We start from the raw sequence: 13,506 nt of genomic DNA on the forward strand, positions 1-13,506 counted from the left end.
GATTTCGTGGTCTTTCCGTCCGAGTGCAGGAGATTACGGGGCCACGGGGGTGGTGCGTGGGTTGCTCCCATACGGAACCCTTACGATCCTCAGCGTGTCCAAACTGACCGACGTGCCCAAACGGATCCTGATCGGACGGGCCCTGCGCAGCGACAAGCTGGGGGAGACTCTCCTTCCCAAGCGCATCGCGCTCCCCGTCTTCGCATCCGACCCGCTGTCCTCGGTGGCGTACGCACCCGGAGAAGTCCTCCTCGTGCTGTCCATCGCGGGTGTGTCGGCGTACCACTTCAGCCCGTGGATCGCGGTCGCCGTCGTGGTCCTGATGTTCACCGTCGTCGCCTCGTACCGGCAGAACGTGCACGCGTACCCGAGCGGCGGCGGCGACTACGAGGTCGCCAACACCAACCTCGGCCCGAAGGCCGGACTGACCGTCGCCAGCGCACTGCTGGTCGACTACGTCCTGACCGTCGCCGTGTCGATCGCCTCCGGGGTGGAGAACCTCGGCTCGGCGATCCCGTTCGTCGTCGAGCACAAGACGGCCTGCGCCGTCGCCGCCATCGTGCTGCTGACCCTGATGAACCTGCGGGGCGTCAAGGAGTCCGGCAAGCTCTTCGCGATCCCCACGTACCTCTTCGTGGCCGGCGTGTTCATCATGATCATCTGGGGCGCCTTCCGCGGACTGGTCCTCGGCGACACCATGCAAGCCCCGACCGCCGACTACACGATCAAGCCGGAGCACCAGGGCCTGGCGGGCTTCGCCCTGGTCTTCCTGCTCCTGCGGGCGTTCTCCTCCGGCTGTGCGGCCCTCACCGGTGTCGAGGCCATCAGCAACGGCGTCCCCGCCTTCCGCAAGCCCAAGAGCAAGAACGCCGCCACCACCCTGGCGGCGATGGGCCTGCTGGCCGTCACCATGTTCTGCGGCATCATCGGGCTGGCCATGGCCACCGACGTGAAGATGGCCGAGAACCCGGCAGAGGACCTGATCAACAACGGCACAGCGGTCGGTTCGAGTTTCGTCCAGGACCCGGTGATCTCCCAGGTCGCGGCCGCGGTCTTCGGCGACGGAACGTTCTTCTTCGTGATCCTCGCCGCGGCCACGGCCCTCGTCCTCTTCCTGGCCGCCAACACCGCGTACAACGGCTTCCCGCTGCTCGGCTCGATCCTGGCCCAGGACCGCTATCTGCCGCGCCAGCTGCACACCCGCGGCGACCGGCTCGCCTTCTCCAACGGCATCGTGCTGCTGGCCGGCGCCGCGATCCTGCTGGTCTGGATCTACGGGGCCGACTCGACCCGGCTGATCCAGCTCTACATCGTCGGCGTGTTCGTCTCCTTCACGCTCAGCCAGACCGGCATGGTCCGGCACTGGAACCGGCACCTGCGCACCGAGAAGGACCCGCTCAAGCGCCGCCACATGATCCGCTCCCGCGCGATCAACACCTTCGGCGCCTTCTTCACCGGCCTGGTGCTCGTCGTCGTCCTCGCCACCAAGTTCACCCACGGCGCCTGGGTCGCGCTGCTCGGCATGGTGATCTTCTACGGCACGATGACCGCGATCCGTAAGCACTACGACCGGGTCGCCGCGGAGATCGCCGCCGACGAGACCCCGTCCGACGAGACTGTCCGCCCCTCCCGGGTCCACTCGATCGTCCTGGTCTCCAAGCTCCACCGCCCCACCCTGCGCGCACTCGCCTACGCGAAGCTGATCCGTACGGACCATCTGGAGGCGCTGTCCATCAGCGTCGACCCCGCCGAGACGAAGGCGCTCAAGGAGGACTGGGAGCGGCGCGGTATCAACGTCCCGCTGAAGATCCTCGACTCGCCGTACCGCGAGGTGACCCGTCCGGTCATCGAATACGTCAAGGGCCTGCGCCGGGAGAGTCCGCGTGACGTCGTGAGCGTCTACATCCCGGAGTACGTCGTCGGCCACTGGTACGAGCACCTGCTCCACAACCAGAGCGCCCTCAGGCTCAAGGGCCGGCTGCTCTTCACCCCGGGAGTGATGGTCACCTCCGTCCCGTACCAGCTGGAGTCCTCCGAGGCGGCCAAGAAGCGGGCCCGCAAGCGCGCGGACTGGAGTGCCCCCGGTTCGGTGCGACGCGGCCCCGTGGAGCGCAAGCCCAAGGAGCCGACGCACAAGGGCTGACGCGCGGTAGCTGTACCTGCGGTATCCGTTCCTGGTAAGCGGCCGGACGACACCCACGTAGACTCGTAGGTTGTTGTCCGGCCGCTTTTCCTTTGCGCTCGTTCCCCCTGTTTCCCTTTGATCTCTGGAGCCACCCCCTCATGCAGAACGAATCCATTTCGCCGCAGGCCGGGGAATCGCAGGCCGGGGAGTCGCAGACCGAGGAGATCCAGGCCGAGGAGACGTCGACCGAGGAGACGCAGGCCGGGGAGAAGCAGGCCGGGGAATCGCTCGTGGGGCAGGAGTACGAGGTCGAGGTCGGCCCGGTCGCCCACGGCGGCCACTGCATCGCCCGCACTTCCGAGGGCCAGGTCCTGTTCGTACGCCACACGCTGCCAGGCGAGAAGGTCGTCGCCAAGGTCACCGACGGCGCCACCGACTCCCGCTTCCTGCGCGCCGACGCGGTACGGATCATCGAGGCGTCCAAGGACCGAGTGAAGGCCCCGTGCCCGTTCGCGGGCCCCGGCAAGTGCGGCGGTTGCGACTGGCAGCACGCCAAGCCGGGTGCCCAGCGCCGGCTCAAGGGCGAAGTGATCGCCGAGCAGCTCCTGCGCCTCGCGGGCCTCACCCCGGAGGAGGCCGGCTGGGACGGCACCGTCATGCCGGCCGAGGGCGACAAGCTCCCGCCGGGCGAGGTGCCCGCCTGGCGCACCCGCGTCCAGTACGCCATCGACGAGGACGGCCGGGTGGGCCTGCGCAAGCACCGCTCGCACGACGTCGAGATCATCGACCAGTGCATGATCGCCGCGCCGGGCGTCACCGAGCTCGGCATCGAGAAGCAGGACTGGCCCCAGATGGCCACGGTGGAGGCCATCGCAGCCACCGGATCCAACGACCGCCAGGTCATCCTCACCCCGCGCGAGGGCGGCCGCCTCCCGCTGGTCGAGCTCGACAAGCCGGTCTCGGTCCTGCGCGTCGACGAGCGCGACGGCGGCGTGCACCGCGTCCACGGCCGCGGCTTCGTCCGCGAGCGCGCCGACGACCGCACCTACCGCGTGGGCTCCGGCGGCTTCTGGCAGGTCCACCCGCAGGCCGCGGACACCCTGGTCCGCGCGGTCATGCAGGGTCTGCTGCCCCGCAAGAACGACATGGCGCTCGACCTCTACTGCGGTGTCGGCCTGTTCGCCGGTGCTATCGGCCAGCGCATCGGCGAGAAGGGCGCGGTGCTCGGCATCGAGTCCGGCAAGCGCGCGGTCGAGGACGCCCGCCACAACCTCAAGGACCTGGAGCGGGTCCGCATCGAGCACGGCAAGGTCGACCAGATCCTGCCGCGCACGGGCATCACCGAGTGCGACCTGATCGTCCTGGACCCGCCGCGCGCGGGAGCCGGCAAGCAGGTCGTCAAGCGCCTCTCGACCCTCGGGGCACGCAAGATCGCGTACGTGGCCTGCGACCCGGCGGCGCTGGCGCGGGACCTGGCGTACTTCGCGGAGGGCGGCTACAAGGTGCGGACGCTGCGGGCGTTCGATCTGTTTCCGATGACGCATCACGTGGAGTGCGTGGCGATTCTCGAACCTGCCGCAAAGGGAGCCTGACCTGCGAGTTCGGGTGGTGTGCGTTATGTGCGCTGTGGGCGTTACGGGCGATGTCTTGACGCTCAAATAACGCTCTCCGAGGCATCGTGACGCTCATTTGACGCTCGTTCTGATGGGCCATCAGGCTCATTGCGCCGCTGGTCAGGTGGCCTCCTGGCTGGCGGGTGCGGCAAGGCGACGGGAATTTCGTGGTGGCGAGCGGTACCGCTCAGTCACCTTTGCTGGGAAGGGCGTTACCGCCTCTCGACGATAGGAGCAGATACCGAAAAGGGGTCCGGGACGAGGGCCTGTGGGGTACGCCCGATGAAGCGTCGGAGCAAGTCGGACCTGGGCGGAATGTGCTGGGACGGGCAGCTCGCGCTCTCGCCCATGCCGGCGGGTTCGGCCTCAGGGACTTGCTCGCATATTCACTGTTGCACGCCGTCCTTCTTCTCCTGCGCGGTATGTGGCAGCGCCTGTCCGGTCGGCTCCGGATGGGGGTGGCGGTTGGCATGGTGGGGGCCGTGCCAGTCGAGGCACAGTACGGTGGCGTCGTCGGCCAGGCGGCCGTCGAAGGCGTCGGTGACCGCTGTGGCCAGGACGCGCACGACCTCGCGGGGGTGTTCGGAGGCGGTGTCGTTGATCAGACGGGGCAGATCGACGGATCCGGCCTGTCGCTCCTGCATGCCGTCGGTGTAGAGCAGGAGGCGGTCGCCGGGGCGCAGGTCGAGGTCCTGTACGCGATAGGTGGTGCCGCCGGATGCGCCGAAGAGCAGGTCGACGTCCATGTGCACCTCTTTCACTGCGCCGCCGCGCAGGAGCAGAGGTGGGGGGTGTCCGGCATTGACGAGCTGTGAGCCGGTTCCGTCCAGGGCGATGCGCAGAAGCTGGCCGGTGGCGAGGGTGTGGTTGCCGTGGCGGAGGAGGGCCTGGTCGATCCGGCCGGCCTGCTCTGCCAGGTCGGCGCCATCTCGGCGGGCGCCGCGTGAGGCGTTGACCAGGAGGGTGGCCATGAGTGCCGCGTTGACGTCGTGGCCCATGGCGTCGGTGATCGACAGATGCAGGGTGTCGTGGTCGAGGGTGTAGTCGTAGGTGTCCCCGGCGGCTGATTCGGCGGGCACGAGGGACGCGGCGAGCGCGAACTGTGCGGCTTCGCAGGATGGTGCGTCGGGCAGGAGCTGTCGCTGGATCTCGGCGGCCAGGCTGAGCGGGGTGGCGCGCTGGCCCAAGCGGTAGAGGTCGGTGAAGCGGCGGTCGGTGACGATGATGTACGCCAGCGCGTGAGCGGCCTCGCGGACCTCTTCCAGGATCTCCTCGCTGACGTGCGGCAGGGACAACTCCAGCGCCCCGATGGTGTCGCCGCGATTGCTCACCGGAGCGAGCACCCGCTTTCCGTGACCGGCGTCAGGGGCCTGCACCACCAGCTCCTGGGTATGCAGCACTCGGTCGTAGACGCTGCCGGCCAGTCGGATACGACTGGCGTGGCGGTCGAACTGCGAGGCGGTCCCGTCGCTGACCCGCACCACCTGCTGGCCGACAGCATCGACGAACAGGAACGACACCGCCCGCGCGTGGAACCGGTCGCGCAGATTGCGTGCCACCACGGCGAGAGACGCCCCCGGCGCCGCGTCCTCCGCTGCGGCGAGCAGCTTGGCCAGTCCGAACGGGTCTCCCGGCATCGTTGCCTCCCAACCCTTGCCGTGCGCACGCTCCGCCCCTGACCGCGGGCACTGCGCAGCGAATCTCTCACCAGTTCCACCTTGCGCCTTTTCAGGACACCAAGCGCGTTCAGCCCCTCGTATACGAGACCACCTGCCTGCCTGCCTGCTCACGAATCGGCGGGACACGAGCGCTGGGCGGGCATCTTCCGCTGCCCCGGTCCAGGCCGGCTGACTGTCTTCGGTGCACGTTCTGCAGCAACTGTCGCCCTTCGATGCAGTCGTGCCCGCGTGCGAGGCTGCAAGGCATTCGACCTTCCCTGGGTCAGTCGCTCTGGCGTAGAACCGGTGTTCCGTCGGCCACCGGGATGTCCGACGGCCAGGCTGGCCGGGTGCTCGATCTCCCCCACCGCTCCCGCGCACGGGAACAGCTCGGTATCAGCCGGGCCGTGCGCACCCACCTCGTATCCAGGCGCCCAGCAGAGGCGCTGAGGGTTCCGAACGACGGCAGGGGCGCGGAATGGTAGAGGCGGCGGGGCGGGGCGGGGCGGGTACGGGGCGGAGGGTGGCCTGGATCTGGGCTTGAGACGGGGCCGTGGTGGGCGGCGATCGCCAACAGCCAGGTGCGCCCAGCTCGAGCGCAGGATGTTCTTGCTCGGGCGCTTGGCCGCACCGCACGTGGGGGCCGGCGAGGGAAGGGGCTGGTGGCCAGGCAGGCCATCAATTCCCGGCTCAGCCTGGTTGCCGGAGCGGCCCTCTCTCACTCCGTGGGCGCCTGGGCGCCGAGGGACTGTCCGTCCTGTAAGGACCCCGCTCGGGGTGATCCGCCCTCCATGGTTGTCGGGCAGGTACCGGGGAGGCAGCCGCATGACACGAGCGGATGAGGGCGCCGGCTCAAGGTCGCCCGGGGGAGTAGATGGGTCTGTGAGCGGTGTGTGGACGTACGGGCAGGAGCGTGCTGATCCCGGCTGCGCCGTCACTGCCCGATTCCGCGGCGCAGGCGGTGAAGGGCGCACCGTCCCGGGGAGAAGATCAAAGCTGCTCCACGGTTCACTACCGAGGGTGGGCCGGCCGACCGTGCCCGAAGTCGACGACTGCTGCCTCTCCCCGCACCCCTGAGCCAGATGGGGGTGCCCCGCATGAGCACGGCAGGCATCGTTGCCGGGCATCTCTTGACCTGGTGTCCGGCTGGCCTGTTGGTAATTTGCCCCTCTCTCTGAGGGGCGGGGTTTCGCTGCCTGTGGCGGTGTCAGCGGGGGAGGAAGGCCGTGACGGTTTTGCCGCCGGCTGTCCGGCGTGTGATCGCGGTGGTGCGGGCGAGGTGGTTGACCATGGGCCAGCCGAAGCCGCCGCCGGCGCCGGTCAGGTCGGGGGTGCGCATGCGCGGCAGCCGTGGGCTGGTGTCGTCGACGGCGATCTCGATGGCGTCGGGGTGGGCGTTCAGGCGGAGAGTGAAGGTGCCGCCGCCGTGGCGCAGGGCATTGGTGACGAGCTCGGAGACCACCAGGACGCAGGTGTCTGCCATGTCCGGACAGGGTGCTGGGGTGAGGCGGTCGGCGAAGGCGCGGACGGCCTGGCGGGCCTGACTGATGCCGGCTGCGCTGTCGCCCCGGACCGTGGCCGGCATGGGAGGCGTCTGGGAGATGGTGATCTTCGTACTGCTCATGCGCGTACACCCCAACTGGGTCGGTTGTGCCGTGCAGACCCGTCTGCCCGTCTCCGGTAGCGCTCACACTCGGAGGACGTACTCCGGTGCAGACTCCCAGCTGTGTGTACCCCAGAACTTCACTGGCGGTTTCCATAGAAAAACTGCCACGGCGGGAGTAGACATTCGGGTGCTGCCGGGGTTAGTGTCTTGTCCGTAGCCAAGAGGTCGAGCAGGCCCGGCAGGGATGAACTGCCGGGGAGTACAAGTGAGCTCAGGTCGGTACGGTGGTGGAGTTCCGAAGCCAAGGTTGTTGAGGACGGCGACGGAACTGACCCCGGACCGGGCGGCCCGTAACAAGCAGGGGCTGCCGGTAGTGGTACCTCGGCAAAGGCGTCAGACCGTGGCGCGCGTGCCGGGAAGTTCGGCAGTGGGGTTCTAAGCCAGAGCAGGTGCAGGACGGGCGACGGGGCTGGCTGCCGGAGCGGTGGCGCTGCGAAAGGTCACCGAGTAGTACGCATCACCCGCAGTATGCGAGACGAGCAAGTAAGTGATCCCCAGAGGGAAGAACGGAGGAGTTGAGCGCCATCAGGATCGCCCGGGCGGAATTGTTGGGCCCGGGTACCGCAGGGCATCGATAGTGAGGTGGTCTCCGGTCAAGCAACCGCGATCCCCGCAACCCCCGGACCTCTTCCCGGCAGGTATGCGGAAACACAGAGCCGGCGTAGCCGATCACGGCCGGCTGATGGTGTAGCAGTTCCTTCGGGGCCCTGGTGCCAATGGCACCAGGGCCCCTCCGACGTGTTCCACAGGAAGGTACAGATGACAGTAGACGACTCTTTTCGGCCGTCTCGACGATGACGACTACCCCGCCTACACCATGGGCCGGGCCGCCGAGATGCTCAATACCACCCAGAGTTTCCTCCGCGCCATCGGCGAAGCCCGCCTGATCACCCCGCTGCGCGCCGCAGGCGGCCACCGCCGCTACTCCCGCTACCAACTGTGCATCGTCGCCCGTGCCCGCGAACTTGCCGACCAGGGCACCCCCGTCGAGGCCGCCTGCCGCATCGTCATCCTTGAGGACCAGCTGGAAGAAGCGCAGCGCATCAATTCCGAGCATCACCGGGCCGGCGAATAGAGCAGTCCACGAGATCGTGCCCGTCCGGCCGACGGGATGCAGTTTCGGTCTCGCAGGTTCCACATGCCCCCAGCAGCGATGCGTCCAACTGTGCGTCGGCCGGGACTGTTCGGTGCTGGGATGATCCTGATCAAGAGTGACTCATCGAGCGTCCGCAAGCTCCGGCGGTGCGGCTTGCTGCCCGACCGTGGGGGGGCTTCGATCAGGTCAGAGCCGTGATCGGCGTTGCGTCGGGTGGATTCGGTGCCTTACCGGTCAGTGGAAGTACGACAGGGCGGGGTGCCCTGGTGGCCGGCCCGCAGAGCGCGAACGTACACCTGCTGTTCGAGGTCACAGGCACTCTTGGACCTCCCGCGGTTCCCGGGTGTGCTGCCCCGGGAATAATGCCCGCTGCTCCCGGTGAAATTCGGGCCGTCCCGAGAGGAACGACGGTCAAGCGGTTCGCATCCGGGACTCACCGTCGCTGAGGCTGGAGGTCTGGCCCAGGATTGCCAGGTCGACGGTGCGGAGTGCTTCGCTGTCCAGGATCGCGGCGACCGCCTGGTCGCGCGAAAGCTTGATGTGTGCCGCGGTGAGCTCTCGGGCTGTGGTGGCATCGTGTGCGGCGATCGCCTCTAGCTGTCGGCGACGGAGCCGACGGAGGCGGTCGCGCCGGTGTTCAGCAGCCGCTCGTCGTAGCGGATGGACACGTATTGCGAGCCGTGGTGCTGTGATGAATCAGTCCCGAGCCCTTCTTGATTCCCCGCCGCCACAATTCCATCTTCAGTGCGTCGAGCGAGAGATCTGTGTGCATGTGGGTGGCGAGCTGCCATCCGACGCTACGGGCTCGGTGCCTGGTGGATGGCGCTCACAACTTGTCCCTTGGCGCGCTGTGTAGGGGACATACTGGCCTGCCAGGCTAGATCTCACAGTGAGCCCCGCTCCGTTATCCGTAACACCGCTGGTTGATCGAGCGAAAGGTGTGCTGCGGGCAGCCGGACCGCGGCTCCGGAGTAGAGGCGACGGCTATCCGGGCGTTGTGACGTACAACCGTTTCGGTTCCGCCAGAACGGCACGTGCGCCGTCGAAGTCGGCGAGTCTCGCGGCCACCGTGGCGGTGGCCAGCCGCAGAGGGAGCGCTGCCGAGAACTTCAGCCCGTGGACTGCGCGCGGGTCGACGTCCGGAAGGACCATCACCGGAGCTGCCTCGGCGGCCTCGAGCGCGGAGCGCCACATGACGTGTGACAGATCCTCCCGCAGCCGCAGATAGCAGTCCGTCGGGCGCTGAACCGGATCGGCGATCGATGACAAGGTTGCGCCCAGCGTCGCGTTGGCGCGGTATCCGGCCCACGTCCACCAACGAACGTCGTTACCCTTCCGGGCCACAAGCGTCCCAGCAGGATGAACGATGTGTGGCCCCTCGGTTTCACGCCATGAGCTTGTATGGCAGGCGAGCAACTACGGCGGTCTTCCCTCCCGGAAAGTGGATCTCCTGCTGGAGCACGGTCACCTGGACCTGGTGATCCGGGCGGCAGAGGAGCGCGGCGAGTGGTTCTGCGCGAAGGGCGCGGTGGAGGAGCTATGCCGGTCGGGTGAGTTCGTGCGGGCGCTGAAGGTGATGGAGCCGTTCGTCGCGACCGGGTGGCGGACAGCCCTGTTGGCGAAGGCGGAAATCTTGCTGCGGGCGGGCCGGACGGATGAGGCGCTGGATCTAGTCCGCCGGGATGAGGAGGGCCGCGCCTCACAGATCGTGTGCCGTGACTTCGCCGAGCTGCTCGCCAAGGCAGGACGCGTCGACGAGGCCATTGACCGATCTCGGCCGTGCCGAGGAAGCGATCGCCGTGGTCGAAGCCCACCCGGATCCGTGGACCGACCCTGGCATCGTCAGGGCTGGCCTCCTCAGAACCGCCGGCCACCTCGCTGCCGCCGCCGCTGAACTGCGGGACCTCGGCACGATCGAGGCACGTCAGGAACTGTTCGAGCTCCTGGTCCAGCAGGGGCAGGCGGCCGAGGCCATAGCCGCCCACCCCACAGCGGCAGAGCAGCGGGCCGCCAAACAGCGAGCCGCCGAAGCAAAGACCGAATCCGTCCCTCTCCGCGAGGACGGGTACTCCCTGGAGCCACCCTTCTAGGGTGGCGCTGTCACGCCCACATCAGGAGTGAGGCGAGGGCGACGGCTGCTTTGTAGGACTCGGCGGTCTTGTCGTAGCGGGTGGCGATGCCTCGCCACTGCTTGAGGCGGTTGAAGCACCGTTCCACGATGTTGCGGTGCTTGTAGACCTCACGGTCGAAGGTCGGCGGGCGGCCTCCGCGGCTGCCTCGCCGGGCCCGGTTGCGGACCTGGTCGAGCCGCTCGGGAATCGTGTGGGCGACGCCCCGCTGGCGGAGCCAGGTGCGGATCGCCATTGAGCTGTATCCCTTATCGCCCAGGACGTGATCCGGCCGGTTGCGAGGCCGTCCCGGTCCGATGCGAGGCACCCGGATCGCTTCCATCACGGCGGTGAACTGGGTGCAGTCGTTGGTGTTGCCGCCCGTCACGACGAATGCGAGCGGACGGCCCCGGCCGTCGCAGCCCAGGTGGATCTTGCTGGTCAGGCCGCCTCTGGACCGGCCGAGGGCCGGGTCGCGGCGCCCCCTTTTCGTGCCCCGGCGGCGTGCTGGTGGGCGCGGACGATCGTGGAGTCGACCGACACCAGCCAGTCAATGTCGCCCGCCGCGTCCGCCTTCGCCTGGGCGGCCCGGAGCATCCGGTCGAACGTGCCGTCGATCGCCCACCTGCGGAAACGGGTATGGAGCGTGGCCCACGGCCCATATCGCTCGGGCACGTCCCGCCAGGCTGTCCCGGTGCGGAACTTCCACACGATCCCGTTCAGGACCCTACGGTCGTCCAGACGCTTCCGCCCCCGCAATGACACCGGCAGCAGCGGCTGGACGAAATCCCACTCCACATCGGTCAGTTCATGACGTCCTATCACAACCCCATGATTCACCACACCAGAGCATTTGAAGACACTGCCTAGCGGCCCTCCCGAATGCAGCCGTCGAATCGACCTGTTTCCCAGCCTGTGGCGCTGGTTAGACGCTTTGGGTGACCGCAGGCGGGGCAGCGAGCGGGACAGTCCTTCCACCCCAATGCGGCCGGGCAGGCAGGCGCCTACCTGCCCGCCCTCCTGGCCGCCGCCTGACCCGAACCTCGCCGTGTCGTCACGCGGTTCGTGCGAGGAACGCGGCGAGGTGCTTGTCATAGGTGTCTGGATCGGCGTTCCAGGCGCCCGTGTGGCTCGCGCCCTCGACGGTCACGAGGGTGATCTTGTCCGGCCAGTCGCGCGCGAAGGCGACGCTGGTGGAGTGGGGAACGATGCGGTCGCCGGTGCCGTGAAAGAGGAGCACGGGCTGCCGGGGTCCGCCGGCCCGGCGATTCGCGGACAGGGCGTCGACGGCGTCGAGGTCGGCTCCGGATCGGAGTTCCACGAAGGCGGCGGTGATGCCGCCGACGGCAGTCGGCAGGCCGAGGTCGCTCGCAATCGTGTCGATGGCGGCGCGGTAGTCGAGTGCGGGAGAATCGAGAATGACGGATCGGACCGCACTGGTGTCGGTGGCGCGGTGCAGATAGGTCTCGACGATGCCGCCTCCCATCGAGAAGCCGTAGAGCACCACGTCGGCGGCTCCTTGAGCGCGGGCATGGCGGACGGCGGCTTCCAGATCGCGCCACTCGCTGTCGCCGAACTGTCGGTTCCCGTCGGCGTCGTGCGGGGAGGCGGGATCGTTGCGGTAGGTGATGTCGAGGACGGGGTAGCCCAGTGCGTGGAGCTGGGGCAGGGTACGAAGTCCCGCGCTGCGGCCGGCCCCGAGGCCGTGGACCTGGATGACCCAGGTGCTCTTGGTGCCGGGGAGGAACCAGGCCGGCATCGGGCCGTACTCGGTGGGGTAGGTGACGTCCCGGTGGTCGAGGCCCAGTGCACGCCTCGGGTCGGCGGCCCACACGGTCACGGAGATCTTCGCTTCGGCGTCCGCGACGGGTGGGGTGCCGTCGTGGGTGAGCTCGCGGGTCACCGTGTCGGCGTCGGCCCGGACGATCGGTCCGAGGGTGCCCTGTCGGCGCTCGCCGGTGGAGTCGTCCTTCCAGATCAGGCCGTAGACGCCGGCCTGTCGGCTCTCATCAGTGGCGGGCAGGGTCACCGTTCCTCGGCCCGCCGAGATGACGTGGGTGTTCAACGGGGTGTCGTCGATGGGCTGTACGAACTTGCCCGTGATGAGCCACAGCGAGCCCACCCCGAGGGCGACGGCGATCGCGAGCACGCACGCGAGTCCGGTCAGCAGGCGCCGGCGCAGACGGGACCGGGGGGCCGCCGGACGCCGGGCGGTATCGGTGGGGGCGGCGTGCTGCTCGGGAACCGCTGGAACGTGGTTTCTGTTCATCGTCGCCATGGTTCGTCGGGGTGCGGCAGGCGCGAGAGTACGGTCCGCGCCGGAACACGGCAGGCGTCGATGACGAGAGCGCGGGCGGTGCGGCCTTCGGGGGTGGGCATGAGGGGGAAGACATGCGGCATGGCGGCGGCTTCGTGGTAGTCGACCGGGACTCCGGCCGCTCGGGCCTTGTCGGTCAGAGCGCGGCTGTCGGTGACGAGGATGTCGTGGGTGCCGCACAGGACGGTGAGCGGGGCGAGGCCCTGCATGGTTCCGTGCAGTGGGCTGACCAGGGGGTCGGCCGGGTCGAGCCCGCCGGCGTAGAGGCGTCCGGCTTCGACGAGTCCGGGGCGGGCGAGCATCGGGTCGAGGGGTTCGATGGCCACCTGGTCGGGGTGGTTCGTCGTCACGTCGAGCCAGGGCGAGATGAGGACGGTACGGGCGGGCTGCAGGCCGTGGTGGTCGCGCAAGTATTGGGCGGTGGCGAGTGCCAGGCCGCCGCCCGCCGAGTCACCCATGAGGATCATGTTGTCCGCCCCGGCCTCCTCGATCACGCGGGCAAGGAGGTCTGCAGTAGCGGGAACCAGGTCGGAGGCGTGGCGGCGCGGGGCCAGGGGGTAGATCGGCACGGTGACCCGCGCCGAGGCGCGGCGGGCGAGCTGGGCGACGAATCGCCAGTGGGCGGGGAGGATCTCGAGGAGGTAGCAGCCGCCGTGCAGGTACAGCACCCGCCGACTCGCGGCTTCGGTGGTCGGGCCGATGTCGTACAAGGGCCAGTCGCCCTTGAGGTCGGCCGTGAGGGCGGTCCCGCGCTCAAGCGATTTCGGCGGCGCGTACGGAGCGGGGCGCAGCGCACGCTGGGCGACGCGGGCGCGCGTGTGGTCCGCGGACGCTAGCACCTTCTTGCCTCCCCGCAGCCGCAGGATCGTGCCGAACGCTCTGGCCTGCCAGCTGGGCCCGGCCGTCGCCATGCCGATCCTCCC

General features: G+C 68.7%; 8 protein-coding genes and 2 pseudogenes. 4 read left to right on the forward strand and 6 right to left on the reverse strand.

Annotated features, from left to right (window positions below; all coding sequences use genetic code 11):
- Positions 1 to 94 precede the first annotated feature (94 nt).
- Both ACIOEW_RS29410 and ACIOEW_RS29415 read left to right on the forward strand, forming a co-directional pair.
- A complete protein-coding gene (locus ACIOEW_RS29410) occupies positions 95 to 2,143 on the forward strand; it encodes an APC family permease (RefSeq protein WP_401967290.1) in 2,049 nt (682 codons plus the stop codon).
- A gap of 140 nt (positions 2,144 to 2,283) precedes the next feature.
- Positions 2,284 to 3,717: a class I SAM-dependent RNA methyltransferase gene (locus tag ACIOEW_RS29415; RefSeq protein WP_401967293.1), complete on the forward strand. Its 1,434-nt coding sequence runs from the start codon at positions 2,284 to 2,286 to the stop codon at positions 3,715 to 3,717.
- A 407-nt stretch (positions 3,718 to 4,124) separates the two neighbouring features.
- Here ACIOEW_RS29415 and ACIOEW_RS29420 read toward each other — a convergent pair whose 3' ends face one another.
- Both ACIOEW_RS29420 and ACIOEW_RS29425 read right to left on the reverse strand, forming a co-directional pair.
- A complete protein-coding gene (locus ACIOEW_RS29420; RefSeq protein WP_401967297.1) occupies positions 4,125 to 5,375 on the reverse strand; it encodes a PP2C family protein-serine/threonine phosphatase in 1,251 nt (416 codons plus the stop codon).
- A 1,228-nt stretch (positions 5,376 to 6,603) separates the two neighbouring features.
- Positions 6,604 to 7,020 carry an ATP-binding protein gene (locus ACIOEW_RS29425; RefSeq protein ID WP_362557255.1) on the reverse strand — a complete coding sequence of 139 codons (417 nt, stop codon included), beginning with the start codon at positions 7,018 to 7,020 and terminating at the stop codon, positions 6,604 to 6,606.
- Between the two features lie 801 nt (positions 7,021 to 7,821).
- Here ACIOEW_RS29425 and ACIOEW_RS29430 point away from each other — a divergent pair.
- Positions 7,822 to 8,137 (forward strand): annotated as a pseudogene (locus ACIOEW_RS29430) (MerR family transcriptional regulator).
- Positions 8,138 to 9,142: 1,005 nt separating this feature from the next.
- On the opposite strand, the pseudogene ACIOEW_RS29435 reads toward ACIOEW_RS29430, so the two are convergent.
- Positions 9,143 to 9,547: pseudogene (locus ACIOEW_RS29435) on the reverse strand (ATP-dependent helicase); the annotation flags it as partial.
- 374 nt (positions 9,548 to 9,921) lie between these two features.
- On the opposite strand from ACIOEW_RS29435, the gene ACIOEW_RS29440 reads away from it, so the two are divergent.
- Entirely contained in the window at positions 9,922 to 10,248 is a 327-nt protein-coding gene (locus ACIOEW_RS29440) for a hypothetical protein (protein ID WP_401967300.1), read from the forward strand.
- A gap of 10 nt (positions 10,249 to 10,258) precedes the next feature.
- Here ACIOEW_RS29440 and ACIOEW_RS29445 read toward each other — a convergent pair.
- The 3 genes from ACIOEW_RS29445 to ACIOEW_RS29455 all read right to left on the reverse strand — a co-directional run bounded on the left by ACIOEW_RS29445 (position 10,259) and on the right by ACIOEW_RS29455 (position 13,494).
- A protein-coding gene (locus ACIOEW_RS29445; protein WP_401967431.1) for an IS5 family transposase occupies positions 10,259 to 11,088 on the reverse strand; the annotation gives its coding sequence in 2 pieces (ribosomal slippage) (positions 10,259 to 10,744 and positions 10,747 to 11,088; 828 coding nt in all).
- Positions 11,089 to 11,320: 232 nt separating this feature from the next.
- Positions 11,321 to 12,535, reverse strand: coding sequence for a serine aminopeptidase domain-containing protein (locus ACIOEW_RS29450; protein WP_362557381.1), 1,215 nt, complete (start codon positions 12,533 to 12,535; stop codon positions 11,321 to 11,323).
- Positions 12,532 to 13,494 (reverse strand): alpha/beta hydrolase, encoded by a 963-nt coding sequence (locus tag ACIOEW_RS29455; protein ID WP_401967303.1) that lies wholly within the window; start codon positions 13,492 to 13,494, stop codon positions 12,532 to 12,534. The genes ACIOEW_RS29450 and ACIOEW_RS29455 overlap by 4 nt, the downstream gene beginning before the upstream one ends.
- Positions 13,495 to 13,506: the final 12 nt, after the last annotated feature.

It is taken from the genome of Streptomyces sp. NPDC087901, assembly GCF_044742205.1.
In the GTDB taxonomy this organism is placed as follows: Bacteria; Actinomycetota; Actinomycetes; order Streptomycetales; family Streptomycetaceae; genus Streptomyces.

Coding starts and splice junctions, on each gene's coding strand:
- ACIOEW_RS29420 (WP_401967297.1), bottom strand. CDS start 5,375: ATGCCGGGAGACCCGTTCGGACTGGCCAAGCTGCTCGCCGCAGCGGAG.
- ACIOEW_RS29425 (WP_362557255.1), bottom strand. CDS start 7,020: ATGAGCAGTACGAAGATCACCATCTCCCAGACGCCTCCCATGCCGGCC.
- ACIOEW_RS29415 (WP_401967293.1), top strand. CDS start 2,284: ATGCAGAACGAATCCATTTCGCCGCAGGCCGGGGAATCGCAGGCCGGG.
- ACIOEW_RS29450 (WP_362557381.1), bottom strand. CDS start 12,535: ATGAACAGAAACCACGTTCCAGCGGTTCCCGAGCAGCACGCCGCCCCC.
- ACIOEW_RS29455 (WP_401967303.1), bottom strand. CDS start 13,494: ATGGCGACGGCCGGGCCCAGCTGGCAGGCCAGAGCGTTCGGCACGATC.